General features: G+C 58.0%; 20 protein-coding genes and 3 pseudogenes. 15 read left to right on the top strand and 8 right to left on the bottom strand.

Annotated elements, in window-relative coordinates:
• Positions 1–20 precede the first annotated feature (20 nt).
• Positions 21–302 carry a hypothetical protein gene (locus BLW24_RS21665; protein ID WP_090386831.1) on the top strand — a complete coding sequence of 94 codons (282 nt, stop codon included), beginning with the start codon at positions 21–23 and terminating at the stop codon, positions 300–302.
• 75 nt (positions 303–377) lie between these two features.
• Positions 378–1,331, top strand: coding sequence for a L,D-transpeptidase family protein (locus tag BLW24_RS21660; RefSeq protein WP_090386829.1), 954 nt, complete (start codon positions 378–380; stop codon positions 1,329–1,331).
• Positions 1,332–1,467: 136 nt separating this feature from the next.
• On the opposite strand, the gene oprI is transcribed toward BLW24_RS21660, so the two are convergent.
• Together oprI and BLW24_RS21650 are read right to left on the bottom strand one after the other, a co-directional pair.
• Positions 1,468–1,719, bottom strand: a complete 252-nt coding sequence (oprI, locus tag BLW24_RS21655; RefSeq protein ID WP_090242095.1) for an outer membrane lipoprotei OprI — start codon at positions 1,717–1,719, stop codon at positions 1,468–1,470.
• A gap of 525 nt (positions 1,720–2,244) precedes the next feature.
• Positions 2,245–3,225: an IS5 family transposase gene (locus BLW24_RS21650; protein WP_090378610.1), complete on the bottom strand. Its 981-nt coding sequence runs from the start codon at positions 3,223–3,225 to the stop codon at positions 2,245–2,247.
• Positions 3,226–3,432: 207 nt separating this feature from the next.
• Here BLW24_RS21650 and BLW24_RS21645 point away from each other — a divergent pair, with 207 nt between their 5' ends.
• Positions 3,433–3,714, top strand: a complete 282-nt coding sequence (locus BLW24_RS21645; protein WP_090386827.1) for a GNAT family N-acetyltransferase — start codon at positions 3,433–3,435, stop codon at positions 3,712–3,714.
• Positions 3,715–3,782: 68 nt separating this feature from the next.
• Here BLW24_RS21645 and BLW24_RS21640 read toward each other — a convergent pair whose 3' ends face one another.
• Positions 3,783–4,517 carry a phosphoadenylyl-sulfate reductase gene (locus tag BLW24_RS21640; RefSeq protein ID WP_090386825.1) on the bottom strand — a complete coding sequence of 245 codons (735 nt, stop codon included), beginning with the start codon at positions 4,515–4,517 and terminating at the stop codon, positions 3,783–3,785.
• Between the two features lie 188 nt (positions 4,518–4,705).
• Here BLW24_RS21640 and thrH point away from each other — a divergent pair, with 188 nt between their 5' ends.
• Positions 4,706–5,323: a bifunctional phosphoserine phosphatase/homoserine phosphotransferase ThrH gene (gene thrH / locus BLW24_RS21635; protein WP_090386823.1), complete on the top strand. Its 618-nt coding sequence runs from the start codon at positions 4,706–4,708 to the stop codon at positions 5,321–5,323.
• Between the two features lie 128 nt (positions 5,324–5,451).
• On the opposite strand, the gene pabB is transcribed toward thrH, so the two are convergent.
• Positions 5,452–6,801: an aminodeoxychorismate synthase component I gene (gene pabB, locus BLW24_RS21630; protein WP_090386820.1), complete on the bottom strand. Its 1,350-nt coding sequence runs from the start codon at positions 6,799–6,801 to the stop codon at positions 5,452–5,454.
• A 163-nt stretch (positions 6,802–6,964) separates the two neighbouring features.
• On the opposite strand from pabB, the gene BLW24_RS21625 reads away from it, so the two are divergent.
• The 7 genes and pseudogenes from BLW24_RS21625 to BLW24_RS21595 all read left to right on the top strand — a co-directional run.
• Positions 6,965–9,679, top strand: coding sequence for a winged helix-turn-helix domain-containing protein (locus BLW24_RS21625; RefSeq protein ID WP_208600204.1), 2,715 nt, complete (start codon positions 6,965–6,967; stop codon positions 9,677–9,679).
• On the top strand, positions 9,676–12,399 hold the full coding sequence (locus BLW24_RS21620; protein WP_090386818.1) for a helix-turn-helix transcriptional regulator: 2,724 nt from the start codon (positions 9,676–9,678) through the stop codon (positions 12,397–12,399). The genes BLW24_RS21625 and BLW24_RS21620 overlap by 4 nt, the downstream gene beginning before the upstream one ends.
• A gap of 244 nt (positions 12,400–12,643) precedes the next feature.
• Positions 12,644–13,078, top strand: a complete 435-nt coding sequence (locus BLW24_RS21615; RefSeq protein ID WP_090386816.1) for a DUF6160 family protein — start codon at positions 12,644–12,646, stop codon at positions 13,076–13,078.
• An 88-nt stretch (positions 13,079–13,166) separates the two neighbouring features.
• Positions 13,167–13,928, top strand: coding sequence for a C39 family peptidase (locus BLW24_RS21610; protein ID WP_090386814.1), 762 nt, complete (start codon positions 13,167–13,169; stop codon positions 13,926–13,928).
• 38 nt (positions 13,929–13,966) lie between these two features.
• Positions 13,967–14,974 (top strand): transporter, encoded by a 1,008-nt coding sequence (locus BLW24_RS21605; protein WP_139272729.1) that lies wholly within the window; start codon positions 13,967–13,969, stop codon positions 14,972–14,974.
• 17 nt (positions 14,975–14,991) lie between these two features.
• Positions 14,992–16,584, top strand: a pseudogene (locus BLW24_RS21600) (outer membrane protein transport protein).
• Positions 16,585–16,593: 9 nt separating this feature from the next.
• Positions 16,594–17,646: pseudogene (locus BLW24_RS21595) on the top strand (MalM family protein); the annotation flags it as partial.
• Between the two features lie 262 nt (positions 17,647–17,908).
• Here BLW24_RS21595 and BLW24_RS21590 read toward each other — a convergent pair.
• Positions 17,909–18,952: an IS110 family RNA-guided transposase gene (locus BLW24_RS21590; RefSeq protein ID WP_090375479.1), complete on the bottom strand. Its 1,044-nt coding sequence runs from the start codon at positions 18,950–18,952 to the stop codon at positions 17,909–17,911.
• A 72-nt stretch (positions 18,953–19,024) separates the two neighbouring features.
• Between BLW24_RS21590 and BLW24_RS27290 the strand changes: the two are divergent.
• Positions 19,025–19,123: pseudogene (locus BLW24_RS27290) on the top strand (hypothetical protein); the annotation flags it as partial.
• Positions 19,124–19,184: 61 nt separating this feature from the next.
• Here BLW24_RS27290 and BLW24_RS21585 read toward each other — a convergent pair.
• Genes BLW24_RS21585 through rloA form a run of 3 tightly spaced genes read right to left on the bottom strand, consistent with a single transcriptional unit; the run spans position 19,185 to position 22,244 of the window.
• Complete coding sequence (locus BLW24_RS21585) at positions 19,185–20,171, bottom strand: alpha-L-glutamate ligase-like protein (RefSeq protein ID WP_090386808.1); 987 nt, start codon at positions 20,169–20,171, stop codon at positions 19,185–19,187.
• A 4-nt stretch (positions 20,172–20,175) separates the two neighbouring features.
• Positions 20,176–21,702, bottom strand: coding sequence for an osmotic stress tolerance membrane protein RloB (gene rloB, locus BLW24_RS21580; protein WP_090386806.1), 1,527 nt, complete (start codon positions 21,700–21,702; stop codon positions 20,176–20,178).
• Positions 21,703–21,707: 5 nt separating this feature from the next.
• Positions 21,708–22,244 carry a retropepsin-like aspartic peptidase RloA gene (gene rloA / locus BLW24_RS21575; RefSeq protein ID WP_090386804.1) on the bottom strand — a complete coding sequence of 179 codons (537 nt, stop codon included), beginning with the start codon at positions 22,242–22,244 and terminating at the stop codon, positions 21,708–21,710.
• A gap of 306 nt (positions 22,245–22,550) precedes the next feature.
• On the opposite strand from rloA, the gene BLW24_RS21570 reads away from it, so the two are divergent.
• Genes BLW24_RS21570 through prpC form a run of 3 tightly spaced genes read left to right on the top strand, consistent with a single transcriptional unit; the run spans position 22,551 to position 25,355 of the window.
• Positions 22,551–23,282 (top strand): GntR family transcriptional regulator, encoded by a 732-nt coding sequence (locus BLW24_RS21570; protein ID WP_090386802.1) that lies wholly within the window; start codon positions 22,551–22,553, stop codon positions 23,280–23,282.
• The gene (gene prpB / locus BLW24_RS21565) at positions 23,279–24,163 is read left to right on the top strand and encodes a methylisocitrate lyase (protein ID WP_090386801.1); all 885 of its coding nucleotides are present in this window, start codon (positions 23,279–23,281) and stop codon (positions 24,161–24,163) included. Before BLW24_RS21570 ends, prpB begins: the two co-directional genes overlap by 4 nt.
• A 31-nt stretch (positions 24,164–24,194) precedes the next feature.
• Positions 24,195–25,355 carry a bifunctional 2-methylcitrate synthase/citrate synthase gene (gene prpC, locus BLW24_RS21560; protein WP_090386799.1) on the top strand — a complete coding sequence of 387 codons (1,161 nt, stop codon included), beginning with the start codon at positions 24,195–24,197 and terminating at the stop codon, positions 25,353–25,355.
• Positions 25,356–25,362: the final 7 nt, after the last annotated feature.

Below are 25,362 nucleotides of genomic sequence, written 5' to 3'. Positions count from 1 at the left end.
ACCCCTCACTGGAGCCCTCAATGCCGCGCCCTGCCTGGTCCTTGCACGCCTATCAACTGATCGAGCCCGACGAGCAGCTTGACCTGTTCGCCTGCCGCGAAGTGCGTGTACATCTGCTGGCGCGCCAGCTTGAGTTGGGGCAGTTTGCCGATCGCACATTGTGCGGTGGTTTGTTGCCCGCGCAGCCAGTATGGCGCGACCTGGATAAGACGATGCTGCGTGACAAGCGCTTGTGTCCGGCGTGCCGGGCCATGCTTGAGGCGCAGAAACGCGGTGATCGCCCAGCATTGCCAGGGCGTTGAGCTATCCAAGCAGCTGATCAATCGGTGTACAATCGCCTCCCACTTTCACCAACCATTTTCGTCAGGAATTTCCGGATGTTGTCGCGTGCCCTTGCCGTCACCCGCTGCCTGCCGCTTGCCGCTGTCTTTGCGGTAGCCTCTGCCAATGCCCTCGAGTTTCCTCTGCCGCCACCTGGTGAGGATATCGTTGGCGAAGTGCAGGTGATCAAGGCCAAGTATGAAGACACCTTTGCCGATCTGGGTGTGGTCAATGATCTGGGTTATCTGGAGATGGTTGTGGCTAACCCGGGTGTTGATCCTTGGCTTCCGGGTGCCGGTAACGAGATTATTTTGCCGACGCGCTACATTCTGCCGCCTGGTCCGCGCGAAGGCATCGTGATCAACCTTGCGGAGTACCGCCTGTATTACTACCCGAAAGGTCGTAACGTGGTTTACACCTATCCGCTGGGAATTGGTCGCGAGGGCTGGAGTTCGCCGGTTGCCAATGCGCGTATCACGGCCAAAACGCCTAACCCAGGCTGGACGCCACCTAAGTCGATCCGCGAAGAGCATGCGGCCGATGGCGATCCGTTGCCGGCTTACGTGCCGCCAGGTCCTAATAATCCGCTTGGTCCATACAAGTTAGGTTTGTCGGTGCCGGGTTACCTGATTCATGGCTCCAACAAGAAGTTTGGTATTGGTATGCGTGTCAGTCATGGCTGTTTCCGCATGCTTAACCACAACGTACTGAAGCTGGCATCGATGGTTTCCGTAGGTACTTCGGTGCGCATTATTAACGAGCCCTACAAGTTCGGTCGCAGTGGCGGTAAGGTTTATCTGGAAGCGCACGCACCTTTGGAAGATTCTGGTGATGCTTCGGTTGTCGATAAGCACACCGCTGTAATCAATGCGCTGCTGAAAAATGATCAGTTCGCCGACCTGCGTCTGGACTGGGAAATGCTGCGCGAAGTAGTAGCTGCTGAAGACGGTTTGCCGGTTGAAATTGCTCAACCTGATCAGGCCATGGCAGTGAGTGAGTCTGCTATCTGATTTCAGTTTGTTTAAAGAGCCCGTTATCGTAAGCGCTAACGGGTTTTTTATTGCCTGTTGAAGGGCGACATATTCTCTTGGCAATAAAAAAGCCGACCCAGAAAACTGGGTCGGCTTGTCATAGCCTAGTGAGCTATTACTTGCGGCTGGCTTTTTCCAGCATACGCAGAGCGCGCTCATTGGCTTCGTCAGCAGTTTGCTGAGCCTTCTGAGCAGCAGCCATAGCGTCATCAGCCTTACGGTAGGCTTCGTCGGCACGGGCTTGAGCGCGAGCGGCTGCATCTTCAGTTGCAGTCAGACGAGCTTCAGTTTCTTTGGACATGCTGCTGCAACCGGTAGCCAGAACTGCGGCCAATGCCAGAGCAGAGAATTTCAGAACGTTGTTCATCGTGTTCCCCTTGAGGTGGAGTTTTCCATAAAAGCAATTTCCTGATGGTAGGAAATTAGCCGGGGTACATACTACCTGTAACTTGTAGTAAGTAAACGGAGGCAAGGCAAGCCGCCAGAGTTTTTTTCTGTTTAATGCATAGTTGGCCGCCTATTCGTCATCTTTTGGTTAAAAAACAATCAGTTCTAGGGCGTTTGGCAGTTCTTTGCGCAGTGTTTAAGAGCACTTTTCTAGCTGCGCGGATTGTTGAAGGTGGCTGATAAGTGAGGCCGCAGTTTTCCATGCGTGAATTGCCAGAGGGGGCAGGGTCTACAAGCATCGCTGACAGATGCAATGCTTGGCTTGTGCGAGTGTCGAAATACCCAGTCAGGCGATCTAAGGATGGTCTGAAGTAGCCCTGTATTTCCGGTCAACTTCAGCCTCCGCTGATTTTGAAAGCGGAAAACTGATCAAAAACGATCAAGTCATCCGCTCATTTCGGTGTTTCTGGCCGCCGCGAGCACCTCGCAGCGGTCATTTCCCACATTACAGGCGCACCTCTCCTGCATTCGTCAGCAAATGTCGACGGGCCATCCACAGGTTCGACAGGGCGAACAGCGTTACCAGTTGTGCGGTGTTTTTGGCCAGGCCACGGAAACGCGTCTTCACATAACCGAACTGACGCTTGATCACCCGGAACGGGTGCTCGACCTTGGCGCGAACTTGCGCCTTGGCCTTCTCGATCTTGCGCTTGGCTTTGTACAGCGCGCTGCGCTTACTCAACGTGTTGTACGTACTGCGGCGGGCTGCGATCTGCCAGATCACTTCACGGCCTTCATGTTCTGGCCGCTTCTCTACGCCGGTGTAACCCGCGTCGGCACCCACCATGTTTTCTTTGCCGTGTAGCAGCTTGTCGACCTGAGTAACGTCTGCAACATTGGCTGCCGTGCCGACCACGCTATGCACTAAACCCGACTCGTCATCGACGCCGATGTGCGCCTTCATGCCGAAGTAATACTGGTTTCCCTTCTTGGTCTGGTGCATTTCCGGGTCACGCTTACCGTCCTTGTTCTTGGTCGAACTCGGCGCATTGATCAGCGTGGCATCGACGATGGTGCCTTGGCGCAATGACAAACCGCGGTCACCCAAATAGCCATTGATGACGGCCAAGATGCCCGCAGCCAGTTCGTGTTTCTCCAGCAATCGGCGGAAGTTGAGGATGGTGGTTTCGTCGGGAATGCGCTCCAGGCTCAGACCCGCAAACTGGCGCAGGATGGTGGTCTCGTACAGAGACTCCTCCATCGCCGGGTCGCTGTAGCCGAACCAGTTCTGCATCAAATGAACCCGTAACATCGCCATCAGCGGATAGGCTGGACGTCCGCCTTCACCCTTGGGGTAATGCGGTTCGATCAAGGCAATCAAACCCTTCCACGGCACAACCTGATCCATCTCGATCAGGAACAGCTCTTTGCGGGTTTGCTTGCGCTTGCCGGCGTACTCGGCGTCGGCGAAGGTCATCTGCTTCATCGGAAAACTCGGCGGGTGGAGTTCAGGTATTTTGCCAAATTCAGGAAGTCTTCTTCAGGGTTTCCCTAAGTTGTTGATTCGCGTGACCTCGCAGCTTTTGGCCTGATAAGCTCGGGATAATTGCCTACAACTTAATAGGTGCAAGATGCTGTAACCCGATGGCTGCAGAAGCGAGAACGGGTTGCGCGAGTAAACAGAGGAGTTGCGATGAGCGAGGCGTTGTCCATTCACCATGACCTGGCAGGCCATCAATTCGAGACCACAGTGGATGGTGATCGGGCATACCTAGCCTATATGGATCTTGGGAAGCAAACCCTGGATATCTATCGCACCTTCGTGCCCAATTCGTTGCGTGGGCGCGGGATCGCGGCGGCGTTGACCGAGCATGCGCTGCAGTATGCCGAGCGACTGGGCTATACGGTGATTCCTTCGTGTTCCTACGTCGAACGTTATATGGTGCGCCGTCAGCGCAATACGGATAAGAGCTGAGCTGCCCGTACAAGAAAAAGGCCAGTCAATGACTGGCCTTTTTTATATCTGTCTTTATCTCTTCAACATCAGATTTTGGCGATCAGATTACCGGCGTGCAGGCCGCATTCTTTCTGTGTGGCTTCTTCCCACCACCAGCGGCCTTCGCGCTCATGCTGATTAGGCAGCACCGGGCGGGTGCAGGGTTCGCACCCGATGCTGATAAAACCGCGTTCATGCAAGGTGTTGTAGGGCAGCTCGAGCATGCGGATATAGGCCCAGACGTCTTCGCTGCTCATCTGCGCCAGCGGGTTGAACTTGTATAGGGTGTTATCCGCTGTAGAAAAGGCGCCATCGATTTCCACGACCGCTACCTGGCTGCGTGTGCCAGGGCTCTGGTCACGGCGCTGGCCGGTGGCCCAGGCTTTTACCGTGGCAAGCTTGCGGCGTAGCGGGGCAGTTTTGCGGATGCCGCAGCATTCACCATGGCCATCCTTGTAGAAGCTGAACAGGCCCTTTTCCTTGACGAAGGGCTCCAGTGCAGCGGCCTCCGGAGAGAGTATGTCGATGCTGATGTCATAGTGTTCGCGTACCTGGTCGATAAACCGGTACGTTTCCGGGTGCAGGCGACCCGTGTCGAGGCTGAAGACTTTGACGTTCTTGTTGAGTTTCCAGGCCATGTCGACCAGCACCACATCTTCCGCGCCGCTGAAGGACAGCCACAACTCATCACCAAAATGCTCGAAGGCGAGCTTGAGAATGTCCTGGGGCGACTTGTTGGCGTAGCTTGACGCCAGCTCGGTTGCATCGAAGGGGTGGCTCATCGGGCTGAATTCCTAGTTATGGTGACGTCGCGCGTCTTGTGTGGCGATGGTAGCAAAAGCCGGTTATACGACTAAATAACCAAGTGCCGTAGTAGACCTCTGATTTGGATATAAAGCTCTGCGTTGCAGAGCTTTAGGGGAGCGGCTAGAGTGCCGCCTCTCAAATAAATCCAAGCTAGGAGTGTCCTGTGGAAATCGCGTGTCTCGACCTGGAAGGCGTGCTGGTACCGGAAATCTGGATCGCCTTCGCGGAAAAAACTGGCATCGAATCGCTGAAAGCGACCACCCGGGATATTCCGGACTATGACGTGCTGATGAAGCAGCGCCTGCGCATCTTGGACGAGCACGGTTTGAAGCTGTCCGACATCCAGGCAGTGATCTCCACACTCAAGCCGCTGGACGGCGCGGTGGAGTTTGTCGACTGGCTGCGTGAGCGTTTTCAGGTGGTGATTCTCTCGGACACCTTCTACGAGTTCTCCCAGCCGCTGATGCGTCAGCTAGGTTTCCCGACTCTGCTATGCCACAAGCTGATCACCGATGAAACTGATCGGGTAGTGGATTATCAGCTGCGTCAGAAGGACCCCAAGCGTCAGTCGGTCATCGCGTTCAAGAGCCTCTACTACCGCGTGATTGCGGCGGGTGATTCGTATAACGACACCACCATGCTCAGCGAAGCTCATGCCGGCATTCTGTTCCATGCGCCAGACAATGTGATCCGCGAGTTCCCGCAATTCCCTGCGGTGCACACCTATGAGGACCTCAAGCGCGAGTTCCTCAAGGCGTCCAATCGCGAGCTGAGCCTGTAATCAGCGCTCTATTGAAAAGCCCGCATTAGCGGGCTTTTTTGTGGCCTGCCATTCATGGCGGCCCCCCTTCGGGCCGTCGCTAGGCGACGTCAAAAACTTCTCCGGAGTTTTTTTGCCTGCCGTCCAGTTCAATCGCAGAACTGTTCCAGGGTCTCCAGCAGCACTTTGACCTTGGTAATCGACTCCTGGTATTCGGCTTGACCCTTGGAGTCCGCGACGATGCCGCCGCCGCCCCAGCAGCTGATCTGTCCATCCTTGGCCAGTAGACTACGGATGGCGATCGAGCTGTCCATTTCGCCGCGCACATCCAGATACAGCAGCGAGCCGCAATACAGGGCGCGGCGGGTCGGTTCCAGTTCGTCGATGATCTGCATGGCGCGGATCTTCGGGGCGCCGGTAATCGAGCCGCCGGGGAAACTGCCGGCGATCAGGTCCAGGGCATCCTTGTCGGCCGCCAGTTCGCCGGTTACGGCGCTGACCAGGTGATGCACATTGGGGTAGCTCTCCAGGGCAAAGAGCTCCGGCACCCGCACCGAGCCTACTTGGCAGCTACGCCCGAGGTCATTGCGCAGCAGGTCGACAATCATCAGGTTTTCCGCACGGTCCTTCTGGCTGCCGAGCAGGGCGTCAGCCTGGGCTTGATCCTGCTGCGGATCGGCATGCCGTGGGCGGGTGCCCTTGATCGGCCGGGTTTCCACCTGGCCATCGCTGATGCGTAAGAAGCGCTCAGGCGACAGGCTGATGATGGCACCGCCGCCCGGCAACGTCTGATAGCCCGAAAATGGCGTTGGGCAGGCGGCGCGTAAGGCCTGGTAAGCAGTCCATGGTGAGCCTTGATAGCCTGCACGAAAGCGTTGCGCAAAATTAACCTGATAGCAGTCGCCGGCCTGGATATAGGCCTGGATGCGTGCAAAGCATTGCTGGTATTCGGCTTCACTAGTATCGGCCTGGAAATGCTCCAGCAGCCTGAAGGGTTGCGGCTCGGGCGTTGTCGACGTTGCGAACAGCGCACTCAGGCGTTGGCGTTCGGCCGTGTCCAGGCTTGGGTGAAACATCAGCTGGCTGCGCTGTTGCTGGTGATCGGTGATTAGAGCCCAGGCGTAGAGTCCAAAACGGGCATCGGCCAGATTGAGGTCATCGAGAGCCTGGGCCGGCAGCTGTTCCAGCCTGCGGCCGAAGTCGTAACTCAGGTAGCCAATCAACCCTCCGACGAACGGGAGCGGATTATCTGCCGGCGGCTGGCACGTGCCGAGGCCTGCAAGGCTCTGGCGCAGGCGTTGCAAGAAAGCGTTGGCCGTTTCGTCAGGTGTCGGTGCCAGCTCTGCCAATGGCCAGGCGCTGATAAGGTCATAGCGTCCACGCTGCGCGGTTGGGCGCCCGGCATCCAGCAGCACCGCGCCGGGTGCTTGCATGACGCTGTTGAAGTAACGCGAAGGGTCTGCGAGGTAGGGCAGAGCCTGTACAAGGCAAGTAGGCATATGACACTTTCAAGGTGCGCGGACGCCGATTGTAGAACGTCGCCAACATTCATCCTAGAGCTTGCGCGTGGGTTTACTCGGGATGCTTGTGCTCATTAGTATGGAAAGATCCCCGGATGTTCGATGTGACTCATAAAACAATAATTATTACGGGATCAAGGCCATGGACGAAGTAATGGATCCTGCCGCAGGCAGCCTTTTGCGCGCCAAGCTGATGCCACCCCAGGTCTCTACGGAATACCTGGTCAGGGCGCAGCTTGAATCTGCCCTGAGCGCCAACCAACATGCGCGGGTGTTGCTATTGGCAGCCCCGGCTGGCTTTGGCAAAACCAGTGCGTTGGTCGCACTGGCCCATGCTCGCGAGCAAAGTGGTCAGGCGGTGGCCTGGCTGTCGCTTGGCCCTGGCGACGACGAACCATCGCGTTTTCTTCTGCAACTGATCGAGGCACTTTCTCGCCTGCTGCCGGGCTTTGGCGCAGAAGCCCTGGCTTACCTGCAGAACACCATGCGTGTACCGGTTTCCGCGGTCATGGAAAGCCTTTTGGTGGACTTGGTCCAGCTGGACACTCCACTGTTGTTGGTGCTTGATGACCTGCACCTGATTCAGGATCCGGAGTTGCTCAGCGCACTCAATCGTTTGATCAAATTTGCCCCTGAAGGTTTTGCCCTGGCCATTGGCAGCCGCTCGCAACCGGCACTGAACTTGGCCACTCTGCGCGCCAAGGATCTGCTGGTCGAGATCGGTGAGCAGGAGTTGCGCTTGAGCGAGGCGGAAACCCGCGATTATCTGCAGCACTGCGGCCTGCAGTTGGATGCCGTGGCGTTTTCTGCGCTCTACAGCCAGACCGAAGGCTGGATGGTGGGTGTGCACCTGGCCAGTCTGTGGCTGCGCCATCAGCCCCAGGCCGCCGCGCAGATTGCTGATATGGGCACCGACCAGGCGGCTGTGGGCGGGTACCTGCTGCGTAGCGTGTTCGAGCAGCTGCCCGCCGACAAGCAGGAGTTGCTGCTGGCCCTGGGCGTGGCGCAGCAGCTCAGCGGTGACCTGGCCAATGCTTTGACCGGGCGGCATGACGGCCAACAGTTGCTGGAAGAGCTGGAGGCCATGCAGCTGTTTCTCTTGCCGCTGGACCGCGAGCGCCAGTGGTATCGCTTCCACAACCTGTTTGCCGAGTTCTTGCGCGGTCGCCTGAAAGAGCGCGACCCCGAGCGTTTCAAACAGCTGCATTTCAACGCCAGCCTGTGGTTCACCAATCACCATATGCAGAACCTGGCCATTGAGCATGCTTGCCTCGCCGAAGACCCGGAAATGCTCGCAGCACTGGTCGATGGTTGCGGCCTGGAACTGATCAACCGCGGCCAGCTCAACCTGATCTACAAATGGCGCCAGCATGTGCCGGATGAGATTGCCGAGCGTTTCCCCGTGCTGGTACTCGCCGATGTCTGGACCCGTGCGGCTGAGTTGGGCTTGGTGGAAGCCAATCGCATGCTCGATGAACTGCTTGAGCGTTGGACGGAGGCCAAGCCTGGGGCGCCGTTGAGCGACAAGCTGTTGGCAACCCTGGCGATCAAATCCGTCATCGCCCTGCAGAAAGACGATCTACAAACCTGCATTGCCCTGGCGCGCCGGGTTGAAGTGCAGTTGGGCCAGCACACCGCCTTTCTTGAAGTGGCAATGCTGATCGTCGGTGCGCTGGCCAATGTGATGATCGGCCAACCGGATCAGGCCAAGCGCTTGCTGGCCCTGGCGCAGCAGCGCAATCACTTCCTCGAGGGGCGCTACCTGGATATGCAGCTGGCCAACGTCGAGGTGCTGCTGAGTCTGGAGCAGGGGCAGATCCGTCAGGCCGAGTTGTTGTTCGCGCAGTTGCGCGCCCGGGTCATACCCTGGTTTTCCGATCGTTCGCGGGCTCTGGCGCTGCCGACCATCACTGAAGCCCTGATCGCTTATAACCAAGGGCGCCTGGACGGTATTGAGGAGCGCTTGCGCTGGGCACTGGCCACGGTTGATGTGATCAATCCGATCGATCTGTATGCCCAGGGCATGTTGTGCATGGCCCATGTTCAGCGCATGCAGGACAACCCCAAGGATGCCTACGCTAGCCTGGTGCTGATGCAGAACCTCGCCGCACGCAATCAGTCCTGGCGTTTCTACGCCCAGGCGGTGGCCGATGAGGTGGTACAGATTCTTCAGGAACCTGCGGCGGACCGGCTCAAGCGCGCCGAACAGCGCCTTAAGACCGTGGACTGGAACAAGCTGACCAAGCATTACCAGCATATGCGCTTCAATCCGGTGTTGTGGGTGAAGGGCCTGACCCGTATTCGCCTGCAGCAGGCGCGGGGGCATTACAGCGAAGCGCTGCATGAAATCACTCAGCTGCGCGGCATGCTGCTGGATAACTGGCATGGCCTGCAGCGCCTGCGGCTCGATCTGCTAGCGGCGCTTAGTTATCAGCGCCTGGGCTATCAGGAGCGTGCGCAAAGCCTGTTGGTGCAATGCCTGATCGGCGCCGAGCGCGAAGGTGTGCGCAGTCTGTTTGTCGAGGAAGGCGAAGCCATTCGCCAGTTGCTGCAGCAACTGGAGGCTGCCGAACGCCAGCCAGCGCTGCAGGGCTTTATCCGCAGCTTGCTGGCCATTTGGCCGGGCAATAGCGCGCGGCAATCGCTGGAAGTGCTTGAGGAAGGGTTGACCGAGCGCGAGCGCGAGGTGGTCTGCCTGGCGGCTCAGGGCATGTCGAACGATGAGATCGGTCAACAGCTTTCATTGGCCCTCGGTACGGTCAAATGGCACCTGCACAACATTTACGAAAAGCTCAAAGTGCGTAACCGCACACAAGCCATCCGGCGCGCGCGCGAACTGAGTCTTCTTGATCAATGAATAGCCAATCGAAGCCCCGTCCGGGCAAGTTGCCGTTGCTGCGCACCAAACTGTTTCCTGCTGAGTCTGCCGGCCGGCTTTTATTGGCCCGTGATGCCTTGCTTGACCGGCTGTTCAAGGCCCGCGAGCAGCGTCTGATTCTGCTCAGCGCACCGGCTGGCTTCGGCAAGAGCACGGTGCTTAGTCAGTTTCGTCTGCGTTTGCTGGAGACTGGCGCACGGGTCGCCTGGTTGTCCTGCGATGAAGCCGACAGCGAGCCACAACGTCTGCTGCATTATCTGATTGCGGCGATCGAGGCGCAGCTGCCAGGCTTTGGGGCCGGTACTGCGAGGTTGCTGCGGGATGATTTGAGCGTGCCCAATGAGGTGCTGCTGGATTCCTTTATTGCTGATCTGAAGAAGGTGCAGGGTGACCTGTATCTGATCTTTGATGATTTTCATCGAGTGCGGCATGTCGACCTGGGGCCTCTGGTCAATTACTTCGTCAAACACGTGCCGGCCAATGTGCGGATGATTGGCAGCACTCGCTACAACCCGCGCTTTCTCGATGAGCAGCCGGTTGTTACGCCCTGGGCACTGTGGATTAAGGCAGACGAGTTGCGCCTGACCCGTAGCGAAACTGAGGCCTATTTTCACGAACTCAAGCAGTTGCAGCTGAGCAGCACCGAGCTGGATTTGCTGCATCGGCGTACCGAGGGCTGGATTACCGCTTTGCACCTGGTGGCGTTGGCACTGGCGCGGCAGCCGGAGCGCGCTGCCTTTCTCGCAGGGCTGTCAGGCACTGAGCGCAATATCGCCGATTACCTGGCCGAGGACGTGCTTGATCATCTGCCGCAGGATCAGCAGCTGTTTCTCGATCAGACTTCAGTGCTTGATGAGTTCAATGCAGAGTTGTGCAACGCTCTGACGGGGCGCACGGACGGTGCGCAAATTCTCAAGCGCCTGCAGACTGCCCAACTGTTTATCATCGCGCTGGACGAGCAGGGCGAGTGGTTTCGCTATCACCATCTGTTTGCCGAGTTCCTCCAGGGGCGTCTGAGCCGAGCGGGGGATCCAACCCATCTGCTGCACGCCGCCGCACGCTGGTGTGAAAGCCATGAGCTCACTGATAAATCGGTGAAGTACGCCTTGCGTGCACGTGACTACGCCTTCGCCGCCGAGCTGCTGGAGCGCCAGGGCGCGACACTGATTGCCGGTAATCAGGTGTACGGCATTCTGACGATTCTCAAGGATGTGCCGGCCGAGGTGATTCGCGAGCATCCGGTGTTCCAGATTTTCTACGCCTGGCAGTTGGCTTTCGAGCAGAAGTACGCCGAGGCTGAAGCGCTGATCGAGGAGGTCAGCACGCGCCTGATGCAGGGGCGTGGCAAGCCGATGCACTTTGGTCTGGCGGTGCTGTTGGCAGTGGCTCAGGTGCTCAAGGCGCTGGTACTGCTGTATCAGGACAAGCTGGAGGGCGCGCTGAAGGTGGCGCGTCACTGGTTGGCTCTGGTGCCGGATGACCAGCCGATTTTCCGCGCGAGCATGTCCTGTATTCAGGCTGCGGTTTACGCATTGTTGGGCGAGTTCGGCGATGCGGCCAAGTCGATTGCGGTGGCGCGCGACAACCTAGAGCAGGCCGATAGCGAATACCTGCATGCAGTGGTCAGCCTGATTGAGGCGTTAATTTGTAAGGAGCTCGGCCAGCCCGAGCGCGGCCGCGCATTGGCGGAAAGTGCGCGGGCGCGGGTCGAGCAGGTATTTGGCCGGCGCAGCCGCGTAGGTGGGCCGCTTGCTCTGGCTTATGCGGATCTGCTGTATGAGCAGGATCGGCATGCGGCGATTCTCGCTGAGTTGCCACTGGCGAACACCTGGCGTGATGTGGCCACTCCGATTGAGCTTATCAGTCGCGGCAAGCTGGTCATGGCCAAGGCGCGCTTCTTTGCCGGCGAGGGCGAGTCTGCCTTGGCGGAGCTGGATGAATGGCTGGCCGGATTGCATGGCCCGGGTTATGGGCGAGTCTACGCCTTGGGTATGAGCTGCAAGGTGCAGTTCCTGCTGTGGTTGCGTAAGCCTAATGAGGCTGAGCGTACCTGCCTGCAGCTGCAGCGCCATCTGGCGGTATTGCCGCCGGGTCGGTATGCCGATGCGGAAACCGTACAGGTACTCTCTGAAGCGCGACTGGCCTTGTCCGAACGCCGTGCCGACAAGGCGCAAGCGGTGCTTGAGGCCTGCCTAGCCAAACAGACGGCCGAGCATCAGCGGGATCGGCGCCTGCGTCTTTCCTTGTTACTTTCTGTGGCGTACTGGCGCAAAGGTAACAGCGACAAGGCTTTCGCCTTGCTCAAAACCACGCTTGAAGACGCCTGGGCAAGCGGTTACCGGCGCATGTTTCTGGACGATGCACTCTGGCTGCTACCGCTCTGGGACGCCTGGCACGGCGCCGAACCCAAGCGCACCAGCGCTTGGCAAGGGCTGGCCGAACAGCTGCGTGAACAATGCCGTCGGCTGTCTATTGATCTAGAAACTTTCGATGAAAATCAAGATGTTAGCCATCGAGAGCGGGAGATTCTGCGCTTTGTCGCGGCTGGCTTGTCGAACCGTGATATCGCCCAGGCAGTGCATCTGTCAGAGGCCACGATCAAATGGCACCTACACAACCTGTTCGCCAAGCTGGGTGTGCGCAGCCGTACGCAAGCGGTTTTGAAGGGCAAGAGTCTGGGGTTGTTGAGCGAGGCCTGAGCGTTTGCTGTCGGATTTGCGTCAGATGGGCGCTCCATCCCTTGGATGGGCTGGCAGCCAGGGCTTGCACCAGTAGTTTTAGCGTCAGGACGAGAAGCATGGTGCTTCACGATTCCAAGCCTGACGCGAATAGGGAAGCAGTGTCAGACCTGGTGAGCGGCGCACGCCGCTGTAGCTGAGACGGACAGGAGTCCAGAGCAGCCTGCCGGGGACAACCCATAAGTGAACTGTGGAGACAATAACAATGAAAACCCTCAAACAACTGGCCTTGGCCACCGCTGTTCTGGCTGTTCCTTTCATGGCTCAGGCTGAGCTCAAGGCCATGGATGACACTGCTCTGGCAACCGTAACCGGTCAGGATGGCATCAGCATCTCCGGTAACTTCAACGGCACCATCGGTAGCCTGGTCTACACCGATGGCGACACTGGTGGCGGTTCGCTGCGCATGGAAACCGTTTCCTTCACTGGCTTCAACATCGATGACAACGCTCCGGTCATGGTTGACGTGGTCACCAACGGCAGCGGTACCCAGCAACTGCAAATCAGCCTGCCGACCATCACTGGTCAGCTGAGTGTTGGCGCCATCAAAATTGGCGACAGCAGCGCTGCCAGCATCGGCTCCCTGGCGATCAACGACATGAACATGGCCGGCACCACCGTAAAAGTTTGGGGCCACTAAGATCGTTTAGTTGTTCCGTGTGATGAAAAGTCTTACCGGCTTCGGCCGGTAAGACTTTTCTCTTGTCGGATAGGAGTGCGGTTGGCTGATGATCGAGATTCTGTTGGGCAGCCTGATCGGCGTGTGGGGTTTTACCGAAGCGGTGGATACCAAGCCACCGGCGCCAGGCACTGTGCATATCAATCAGCACTTGCTGCCGAATGGGCCTTTGAGTGAGACAGTGACGCTTGAACCGATGAGCCAGTTGCAGTTTCGCAATGTGATTCGTCAGGCCTATGACTACAGCTGTGGATCGGCAGCGTTGACCTCGCTGCTGGATTATTTCCTTGGCCGTAACCTGCAGGAACGCCAGGTCATGGAAGGTCTGCTGCAGTTTGGCGAGGCCGACAAAATTGTCGAGCGGCGTGGCTTCTCCCTGCTCGATATGAAACGGTTTGTCACGGCGCTGGGTTACAAAAGTGGTGGCTTTCGCGCTGCTTTTGCCGATCTCGACGCGCTTGAGCATCCGGCCATCGTGCCGATCGAATATGCCGGCTTCAAACACTTTGTGGTGGTGCGCGATGTGTACAACGACCATGTGTTTGTGGCGGATCCGGCACTTGGCAATATCAGTTTTACCCGTACGCGTTTTGAGGAGATCTGGGATCAGAACGTGCTGTTTGTGATTTTCCCCAACGGCAATGAACCACCGAATGCCCTGGCCTTGAGTGAGCAGGATTTGCGCATCATCGATGATCGCACCACCAGCTTGCTGGCATTTCGTGAGTTCCCACAGATGACCAAGTTCACCGAGAACCAAGCCACAGAGCTGGGTTCCGAGGGCGATATTCGCTATATCCGACGCAAGTAGAACGCCCGGCATAACAATAAATATTTGGGGGCTGCGCCATGAGAGTTTTGCATTATGTATGGCTGGCCATGCTGGCAGGGGCTGCCAGTTCTGCGGTGTTTGCCGACGACCCGACTTCGGTCGAGCAGGCACGTGAAGCATTGAGCAAGCAGGAAGACGACGCCGATAGCGCCAAGGCGCTGGAGGAGGTATTTCAGGCTGCGGAAAAGAGCTACACCTTGCTGAAAAAGGGCGAGCGAACCCTGACCTATGGCTTCGATTACTCGCTGCTGCGCGATACGGTTATCGAAACTGTGCGTACCGGCAACAACGTATTCAGTGTGATTGGCCAGAGCGAGGCACAGCACACCTTTACCAACTCGTTCACCTTCGACTACGGCGTCTGGGACAACCTGACCTTCAGCGTTCGTCTGCCCATGGTCGCCAAGTACGACACCGAACGTGATCTAAATGCCTACAGCCTGGGCGATATCTCCGCCAGTCTGCGCTGGCAGCCGTGGACCTCCTTGCGCGGCAAGCCGGTCACCACTCTTTACGCGGCCCTGGGCTTACCAACGGGTAACAGCCCCTACGACATTAATACTGCGAGCGACCTGTCTACGGGCAGCGGTACCTACAGCCTGGGCGTAGGCGCGAATATGTCCTATGTGATTGACCCGGTCGTGTTGTTCGGCTCGGTTGGTTACACCTACAACATGCCAATCACCGGCATTGGCCAGGTACGTGGCGGTCGTTTGCTGGAAGAGGTTGACCCCGGCTCGTCATTCTCCCTGAGCATGGGTTTTGCCTATGCACTGTCCTATGACGTGTCGCTGGCGACCTCCTATCAGATGTCGCACTCGCTTAAGCCGACCTTCACCTTTGCCGATGGCGAAGCCGAGGGCCGTGGGCAGACCAGTGCGGTGATGAATTTCTCGCTGGGCTTGCGTACATCGCCGGAGCGTATCGTCAACGTCAACGCTGGTTTCGGTATGACCGAGGATTCGCCGGATGTGCTGTTGGGCATCTCCATGCCTTTGGATATCAAAGGCCTGAAGGCCCAATAGACGCGAGCGAGCACTCCATGAATATGCGAATTTCGCTGCTTGCGCAGACGATATTTTGGGCATTTGCGCTCTGTGCAGGGCAGGCCCATGCACAACTGGCTCAGAACCTGACGATTGGCAGCCCCAAGGCCATGGCGTTAGGCAATGCGGTAACGGCCGACTTTACCGGTATTGACTCTGTGCACTACAACCCGGCTGCCTTGAGTAAGCTCAAGGGTCGGCAGACAACGGTCAAATTCATCACCGGGATGATGGATATTCGTGCTGAGTTCGATACTCCACCCGGTTACGGCAGCAACTTTCTTGGCTTGAACAATGATCCTGTCGCCAACTCGTCCAGTCGAGCAGGGGCTGCGATGATGTACCTGCCAGGTGTAGGTGGCGCCACCGAGTTGCCGATGCTGTTTGCCCCGCTGGCAGGATTGTCGATTACGCCGCCAGGCTCCAAGCTGACCTTCGCCACCAATATGTACACACCGCAGGCGCTTGGCTTTGCCCGTGGCGATGACGATCCTGGGCGTTACCAGGGCAAGGAGCTGGTGATTCAGCGCCTGACCTACTTTTCACCCTCGTTGGCATATCAGGTTAATGATGAGCTGTCGCTGGGGTTGTCTATTGGTTTCTCCCATCAGGCCATGGCACTTAATCAGGATTTCCGCGCGCCAGGCATCCTCACCGGTTTTGTCGGGGTGGCTCAGGATGCACTGTGCCTCGTGGACAATAATCCGTTTGAGATATTTCTGAATATCTGCGGTGGTGAGCTGGGACCTTTCACCGATATTGCCAATATCGATATCGATATGCAGCAGACTCTTTCGCCCACCTGGAACGTCGGTTTCCTGTGGGAGCCAAACGACTGGTTTGCGTTAGGGGCGGTGTATCAGAGCTAGGCCAAAATGCGCTTGAAAGGGCGCTATGTAGTGGATTAGTCGGAGAACTGGCAGGGCTTCTGGCAGGGGCTGGACAACTCGTTTATCGGCGCGGTGTTCAATACCCTGACACCGGACGGCTTGTTCGATAAGGAGCAGGGCAACGTCTCGTTGAACATGACCTACCCGGCGCACTTTGCCAGTGGTATTAAGTTCAAACCGCATGAACGCTGGCAGATCAACCTGGATGTAAAGTGGACCGACTATGCGGCTTGGGACAAATTCGAGCTGGAGTTTGATCGTCAGCTGGATATTCTCACCATCGCCAGCCTGTTCTCCCCGGAAAATGCCACCTCAACCAGCATTATTCTTGACCGGGGTTATGAATCCGTCTGGAGCTGGGCCGTAGGCGTCGAGTACCAAGTTAATGATCGCCTGAGCCTGCGTATGGGCTATGAGCCAAGACCTTCAGCCATTCCCGGCAACAAGGCCGACGTACTAGCGCCTTTGGGCGATGCCAAGCTCTATGGTTTGGGGCTGGGTTACCAGTGGGACAAGGACACGGTGATCGACCTGGGTTTCAACTATCTGGTCAGCAAGCAGGACATTCCGGCGCGCTCCAGCTGCAATCTCAACTGCTCATCCATCGACAGCATGGTGTACAACCCCTATGCCGATCTGGATGTGAAAACCAGCGTCAAAGCCTATGTACTGGCGTTGACCTACCGCACCACTTTCTAGGTTTCTGCTATGCGCGTGCTGTGGATACTGCTCGGGTTGTTAGTTTGCTTGCATGCGAGTGCCAACGGCCGCTATCTGACCTGGGTTGATGATCAGGGCAGGGTGCATAACACCTTTGTGGGTGACCGTTATGCGGCCCATCAGCGTGCGGCTGCCAGTACGATCCAGCGCAGTGATCAGGCCCGTTTACGTGACGAGGCGGGTGCGGGGAGTTGGCCGGGCAGTAAGAACAGTGGTGAGAGCAAGCGGCGCTATTTCACCTGGGTGGACGCCAGCGGCAATCTGCAGAACAGCTTCTATGCCGGCCAGCAGGTGCAGGCGGGGGGCAATGAGATTCTTCTAGGAACCGGTGAGCGCTCCAGTGCCTACATCAGCTCGGATGTGCTGGAAGGCCGTGATTTTGCCCGTGATGAGCAGGATGGCCGCTACTTCACCTGGGTTGATGAGCAGGGCCGCATGCGTAACTCTAAGGTGCCGCCCAAGGGAGCCAAGGCGTCGACACCCACCTTGCACAATGTGCCGCTGACCCAGGGTAGGGAAGTGACCTTTGACGCCAAACCACAAGCCTTGCCGGGGCTGGACGGGCAGCCCACTGCCGCGATGCAGGCCTTGCTGGCCGGAACTGAAGAGAGGGCTGAGGGGCGCTATCAGGAGTTGGTCGAGCGTTGCTGCGGGCAATTGAGTGAGGAAGATTTCACCCCTATCAGCGCCGATGAGCCTCGTTATGAAGAGCTAAATCGTTTTTCCCCCAGCCTGGATTTCCCCATGGGCAAGAGCTACTACGCTGCCCTGAAATTGCCACGCTCGCAGTACGACTTCGGTTTGCGTATTCGCAGCTTCGCCAACAAGCAGGTCGCCTATCCCTCTTTGTTGTTCCTCGATCAGGCCAAGCAACCAACGCGCCTGGTCAGTGATGCGGTTTACCAGCTGCATGCGGAAACCTGGTATCGCTATGCCTTTATCGAAGGCACTGTTCCGGTAAGAGCCGCCGCCGGTGAGCACTATGTGCTGCTATTGACCACGGATGAAGATCGCAGCCTGCAAACCCTGGATAACAAACCTATATGGACTCTCCCCACAAGTAGTGAGCAAAGCTTTGCTTTTGCACCTGTCGTCAGCGCGGTTGCATTCGTATATCCGGCCTGTTTTGGGCTCACCGCCCTGGCCACTCTGTAGTTCGCGCAGCGGGGGCCAAGCGTTCAATCGATCACGCGGATCATGATTGTTATCGGCCTTATTCCGCTGCAGGACTCGCCTGTTCCGACAGTGCTGCTGCTCACCACAACCACAAGAAAACCATCTCTCCCTTCTGATTACCCCGCCGTCAGGCGGGCTTTAGGCTTTGCCAGTTACCACTGAAACGCCGCTCATGGCACCACACGGCCCAGCAAATCCTGACCAACTTGTTGGCCAGGGCTACAGCCGCTTTGTTGTGGCCGATACGGGCTGCCGTCTCGACGGCCCAGCGTTGCAATTGGGTCAGTTTTTCCGGTGAGCGAGCCTGACAGCGCTGTGCTGCCAGCAAGGCCGCTCGCGAGCCGTGGATTAACAAGGTGCGCACATAGACGTTGCCCTGTCGGCTGATGTGACCCAACTTGCGCCGGTCGCCGCTACTGAATTCGCGTGGTGTCAGGCCCAGCCAGGCGCTGAGTTGACGACCACTGGCAAAGCGCTCGGGCTTGCCGACTGCGTTTTTCAGGGCGCTGGCGGTCAGCAGGCCAATACCGCTGACTTCATCGAGTTTGCGCACCACTTCATCGTCGGCGTGCCAGCGTTTGAGTTGCTGCTCACACTCGGCCACGCACTGTTCGTGCAGGTTGATTTCCGCCAGGACGATATGCAGTTGATGGCTCAAGGGGGCGACTTCTGGGCGCTCAACCAACTCGTGGGCCGCACGGATAAACGCGGCGGTGGCGACCGGGGCTTCGATACCCGCTTCGCGCAGGATGCCGCGCAGCAGGTTGATCCGCTGGGTACGGCTTTTCTTCCAGGTTTCGCGCAGCCCGTGCAGTTGCTGCACCTGTTGTTGCTCATGGGTTTTCACCGGCACCGGATAGATATCCTTGCAGCGCGCGGCCTCCAGCATCGCATCACAGTCATTACGGTCGGTTTTGTTGCGGCGTCGATACGGGCGTACATAGCGCGGGTGGATCAGCTTTATCGAATGGCCCAGTGCCTGTGCCACGCGCCCCCAGTAATGGGCCGTGCCGCAAGCCTCCATCACCCACTCGACCGGCTCAGTTTGCTCCTGTATATATCGCCTGAACGCCTCTCGGTTCAGCCGCTTGCGCTGCACCACCTGGCCGGAACGGACACTCTCGGCAACTTGGTAAACGGACTTGGCCAGATCAACCGCAATTCGTTTCATCGCGCCTCTCCCTTTGTTCAGTCACCGCGGTTCTGGGTATAGAAGTGTGGCGCGGGGAGAGTCCATTACAGCTTCAAGCGGCCTCTGCAGGCACTGGCAGTCGATGAGGCTGGCATGCAGACTCATGCACACAGCGATGAAGGCGCGTTCGAATTGGCGATTGTGCGTTAGTGACTCAATCAAGCAGCCACAAAAAAGCCCGGACAAGTCCGGGCTTTTTTGTGGCGATCAATCAGATCTGCGCAATCGAGACATGGCCAAATAGCTCTTGCGAGAAGCGCACGCGCTCTTCGGCGGTTTCCACTATGCCTTTTTTCTGCAGTTCGGCGATACGCGCCTCGACTGCGTGGGCGCGGTGGGTGAGGCCGCAGTCGTTGGCGATCTGGATGTTCAGGCCGGGGCGGGCGTTGAGTTCGAGAATCAACGGGCCCTTGTCCTGGTCCAGCACCATGTCCACGCCGATATAGCCCAGGCCGCACAGCTCGTAGCAACCGGCGGCGAGCTTCATAAAGCCATCCCAGTTCGGCAGTTGCACGCCGTCCACCGCGTTGGTGGTGTCCGGGTGCTTGCTGATCTTGTTGTTCAGCCAGGTGCCCCGCAGGGTAACGCCGGTGGCCAAATCCACCCCGACACCGATCGCACCCTGGTGCAGGTTGGCCTTGCCGCCGGACTGGCGGGTGGGCAGGCGTAGCATGGCCATCACTGGGTAGCCCATCAGCACGATGATGCGGATGTCGGGTACGCCCTCGTAGCTGATGCTTTTGAAGATCTGATCTGGGGTTACGCGGTATTCGATCAGCGCGCGATCCCGGTGGCCACCCAGGGAGTAGAGGCCGGTGAGGATGCTGGAGATCTGATGCTCGATCTCCTCATGGCTGATGATCTTGCCCGAGACGGTCTTGTACTTTTCTTCGAAGCGATCGGCGATCACCAGGATGCCGTCACCGCCGGCACCCTGCGCCGGCTTAACAACGAAGTCCGGACGGTCGCCGGTGATCGCGCGCAGGTTATCGATGCCTTTTTCGGTATCGATGATGCCGTACATTTCCGGTACATCGATACCCGCTTCGATGGCGCGCATCTTGGTGATGATCTTGTCATCGACGATCGGGTACAGGTGCCGTTTGTTGTACTTCAGCACGTAGTCCGCGTTACGCCGATTGATGCCCATGATGCCTTTGGCTTCCAGGGCTTTCCACGTCTTGATCAGACCGAACATGGCATTAGTCCTTGAGGAAGGCTTTGAAGCGGAACAGTTCGGTCAGGCGGTAGCCACGGTAGCGACCCATCGCCAGCATAAAGCCCACCAGAATCATCAGTACGGCCGGGAAGGTGAAGATGAAGTAGTTCAGCTCCGGCACACTCATCAGCAGGTGCGCCAGGGTTGCAGCGAGTAGGGTGCCGATGGCCACTTTAAAGGCATGGCCGCCGCCGCGCTCTTCCCAGGTGATCGACAGGCGCTCGATGGTCATGGTCAGGATCACCATCGGGAACAGTGCCACCGACAGGCCGCGTTCAAGCCCCAGCTTATGGCTGAGCAGGCTGATGGCAGCGATCAATACCACGACGAAGGTCAGTACCACTGACAGGCGCGGCAACATCTGCAGTTTTAGGTGCTCCAGGTAGGAGCGCAGCGACAGGCCCAGGGCGGTGATGATGGTGAAGAACATTATGCCGTAGCCCAATTGCATCTCGCGGAAGGCCAGGGCAATCAGTACCGGGGTGAAGGTACCCAATGTCTGCAGGCCACCGAGGTTGCGCAGGACCAGGATCACCAGCACGCCGATTGGGATCATCACCATGATCATAAAGGTCTGCTGGGTCTGCAGTGGCAGGCCATACAGGCTGTATTCGAGGAAGTCGGCGTCGGTGTTTTCGTCGGTCAGTTTGGCCAGGCGAATGGCGTTCATTTCGCTGTTGTTCAGGCTGAAGCTGACTTGTGCCTGCTTGCCGCCTTCAAGCGTGACCAGGCTGTCATCGCCGATCCACCAGATCAAGCGATCAACCGGCAAGCCTTGTTCACCGCTTTCGGGGTTGAAGTACAACCAGTTTTCGCCGTTAAAGCTGCGCAGCCACAACTCCGGACTCTGCTGGATATCGGCCGCCAGACGAATGGTGTGCACGCGTTCCATCGGTACGTGGGCGATGGACAGCAGCAGCTCGATGACCTTGGCTTTATTGGGTGTAGAGGCATCGCCGCCCAACAGCAGTTTGACGTTGTCATCATTGTCGTTATTGACGCGTTTGATGGTCTCACTGATAAAGGTTTCGACGTCCGCCGAGTGCTGGCGGATCGGAGCGAGCAGCGCTTCGGCGGCAATCTTCTCGGCGCCCTCGACCGGGATGCTGTCGCGGAATATAGGGCCTTTAGCCTTGGCTTGCTCGCCGCTGTAGCGCTTGGTCAATACCAGGCGGTAGTAGAGGGTCTGCTTGCCACTGGCGCGGCGTGCGGACCAGGTGACTTTGCGGTTGCCGTCGGCGCGATTGATGCTCACGCCGTAGTTATTCGAGATAAAGCTCTCATTCAGACTGACGTAATCCTGAGCCAGGGGCGGCACGAACATCTGCAGCTTGACCGGTTCACGTGGGCTGGCCTGAAATTCGACTTTGGCGTCGATGTTCCATAGATCATCAGTCTCGTCTTCGGTCATCGGAATACCGAGAATGAAGATCTGATAAGCCGTGATCAGAACGCCCAAACTCACTAGGAGTATGACCAGGACTTTCAGATGAAGGGTAAGAGAGCGCATGGAAGTTACTCGCCAAGGTTTGCGTCAGGGTCGCAGGCAGGTCTGCCTGCTGCGTATTTAAGACTCGGATCGACCAGCGCCGAAAAGCGTTTGAGTGCTTCGGAGCCTATCAACAACGGGTATTGGAAAGCACTGCGGTCGGTCAAGTTCACTTCAATTGTGCGCAGGCTGCTGCCCATGCACACATCCATTTCGATCACGGGGCGTGCTGTGTAGGTTTTTTCTTCCTGTGGATCATAGTCGCCTGCGCGGCGTTTGATCTTGCTGATGCGCGCCAGGGGGCGTTCGATCGGGCTGCTATGCGCTTCGTCGATGGCCAGGTAGAAACGTACCCAAGTCTCGCCATCACGTTTGAAACGTTTGATGTCGCGGGCACTGAGTGATGCGGTCTTGGCGCCTGTGTCGAGTTTGGCGGCAAGTTTCAGATCGAGGTCGAATAATCGGACGTATTCATTAAGCCCATAGACTGTCTTCTCCGCGGCAAAACTCAGGCCGGGAGCAAGTAGCAGGCATAGCACAAGGATGGAGGGCTTTAGTGTCATAAGTCCTGGGGTGTGGTGTTGATGAAGGGTCGAGCAATGGCGGGCGGGCGCGCGCGTTGCGGTTGGCGCTCCTGGGCTTGGAGTCTAGCAGGCAGTCAGAAATTCCTCTGCAAGCGTCAAGCGGGCGGCATTCTACCATGGGCTTTTTCAGTCGTGACAGGCGCTTATAGGCGTTTATGCAAGTAAGGTCGCGGCTGCGGGCGACTAAAGTAGCGCTGTATACTGTCAACAATCTTATTGGTTTGTTTGACAGTAATGTGGTCTAGGCGTACTTTTTAGGCACTTAACTCGCATAGTGTCGACAATATGCTTGATGTAATTGAGCCCATCGAGTCCAGCCAGGAAGACTCGGAAACCCTTTCTGAACAGGTTTTTCGGCGGATTCAGGCCGCTATCGTCAAGGGCGAAATTGCCCCGGGTAGCAAGATTTCCGAGCCGGAGCTGGCGCGAACCTATGGCATCAGCCGTGGCCCGCTGCGTGAAGCGATTCATCGCCTGGAAGGGCAGAAACTGCTGGTGCGCGTGCCGCACATTGGTGCTCGAGTGGTGTCGCTCAGCCATGCCGAGCTGATCGAACTCTATGAAATTCGCGAGTCGTTGGAAGGCATGGCCTGCCGCCTGGCTGCCGAGCGCATGACCCAGGCGGAGATCGACGAGTTGCGCCAGGTGCTGAACCTGCATGAGCAGGACGCAGCCTTCAAGGCGGGCGTCGGTTACTACCAGCAGGAAGGTGATTTCGACTTCCATTACCGGATCATCCAGGGTAGCGGTAACAAGACCCTGACCCAGATGCTCTGTGGCGAGCTCTATCAACTGGTGCGCATGTACCGCCTACAGTTCTCCGCGACGCCTAATCGGCCGCGTCAGGCTTTTGCCGAACACCACCGTATTCTCGATGCCATCGCCGACCGAGACGGCGAGCTGGCCGAGTTGTTGATGCGCCGTCATATCGGCGCGTCCAAACGCAATATCGAGCGCCATTTCTCCAGCAGCACGGGCGCACACACCAAGACAGCCAAACCACGAGGTGAGTCATGAGTCAGCTTTCTCCCGGCCAGCGTTTCCGTCAGGCGCTTGCCATTGAGTCGCCCCTGCAAGTAATCGGTGCGATCAATGCCAACCACGCCTTGCTGGCCAAGCGCGCAGGTTTCAAGGCCATCTACCTGTCCGGTGGCGGGGTGGCCGCCGGCTCCCTCGGTTTGCCCGATCTGGGCATCAACACTCTGGATGACGTGCTCACCGATGTGCGTCGTATCACCGATGTCTGCGACTTGCCGCTGCTGGTGGACATCGACACTGGCTTTGGCCCGAGCGCCTTCAATATTGAGCGCACCATCAAGAACCTGATCAAGGCCGGCGCAGCCGCCGCGCATATCGAAGATCAGGTGGGTGCCAAGCGTTGTGGCCACCGTCCGGGCAAAGAGATCGTCTCCTGCGAGGAAATGGTCGACCGCGTCCGCGCTGCCGCTGATGCCAAGACAGATCCTGATTTCTTCCTGATTGCTCGCACCGATGCAATTCAAGCCGAAGGTGTGGATGCCGCCATCGAGCGCTGCCAGCGCTACGTTGAAGCCGGTGCCGACGGTATTTTCGCCGAGGCCGCCTATGACCTGCCGACCTACAAACGCTTCGTCGATGCGCTGAATGTGCCGGTGCTGGCCAATATCACCGAATTCGGTGCCACGCCGTTGTTCAGCCGTGACGAACTGGCCTCGGTCGGCGTAGCCATTCAGCTCTACCCGCTGTCGGCCTTCCGCGCCGCCAACAAGGCCGCAGAAAGTGTCTACACCTCGATTCGCCAGAACGGCCATCAGAAAGATGTGATCGAGTTGATGCAGACCCGCGCCGAACTCTATGACCGCATCGGCTACCACGCCTTCGAGCAGAAACTCGACGCCCTGTTTGCCGCAAAAAAATAACAACGCATCAACCGGATTTGAGGAGATAAGCATGAGCGCAACCCCGGAAACCACCCCAGGCTTCAAGCCGAAGAAATCCGTGGCCCTCTCTGGCACTGCTGCCGGCAACACCGCCCTGTGCACCGTGGGCCGTACTGGCAACGACCTGCACTACCGTGGTTATGACGTGCTCGACTTTGCCAACCGCTGCGAGTTCGAAGAAATCGCCCACCTGCTGGTGCACGGCAAGCTGCCCAACGTCGCCGAACTGGCCGGCTACAAGGCCAAGCTCAAGGCCTTGCGTGGTTTGCCCGCAGCGCTGAAAGTATCCCTTGAGCAGCTGCCGCCGTCCGCCCATCCGATGGATGTGATGCGCACGGCTGTGTCGGTGCTGGGTTGCGTGTCGCCGGAGAAGGACGACCACAACCACCCCGGCGCCCGTGATATCGCCGATAAGCTGATGGCTTCGCTGGGTTCCGCGCTGCTGTACTGGTACCACTTCAGCCACAATGGCAAGCGCATCGAGGTGGAAACCGACGACGATTCCATCGGCGGGCATTTCCTCCATCTGCTGCACGGCGAGAAGCCGCGCGAGTCCTGGGTGCGCGCCATGCACACCTCGCTCAACCTGTATGCCGAGCACGAGTTCAATGCTTCGACTTTCACCTCGCGGGTGATCGCCGGTACTGGCTCGGATATGTACAGCTGTATTGCCGGTGGCATCGGCGCATTGCGTGGCCCGAAACATGGCGGCGCCAACGAAGTGGCCTTCGAGATCCAGAAGCGCTACGACAACCCCGACGAGGCCGAGGCTGACATCCGCGCCCGTGTCGAGCGCAAGGAAGTGGTGATTGGCTTCGGTCACCCGGTGTACACCGTGGCGGACCCGCGCAACAAGGTGATCAAGGAAGTGGCGCGTGAGCTGTCGCTCGAGCAGTCCAACACCAAGATGTACGACATTGCCGAGCGCCTGGAAACCATCATGTGGGACATCAAGAAGATGTTCCCCAATCTCGATTGGTTCAGCGCCGTCAGCTACCACATGATGGGCGTGCCTACCGCCATGTTCACTCCGCTGTTCGTGATTGCGCGCACTTCCGGCTGGTCCAGCCATGTCATCGAGCAGCGCATCGACGGCAAGATCATCCGCCCGAGCGCCAACTACACCGGCCCCGAAGACCTGAAGTTCGTGCCGCTCAAGGACCGCAAATAATGAGCAG

Origin of the sequence: Pseudomonas anguilliseptica (assembly GCF_900105355.1) — a bacterium.
Classification (GTDB): domain Bacteria; phylum Pseudomonadota; class Gammaproteobacteria; order Pseudomonadales; family Pseudomonadaceae; genus Aquipseudomonas; species Aquipseudomonas anguilliseptica.
The sequence above is the reverse complement of the archived record's forward strand: the minus strand, read 5'-3'. Positions and strand labels throughout refer to the sequence as shown.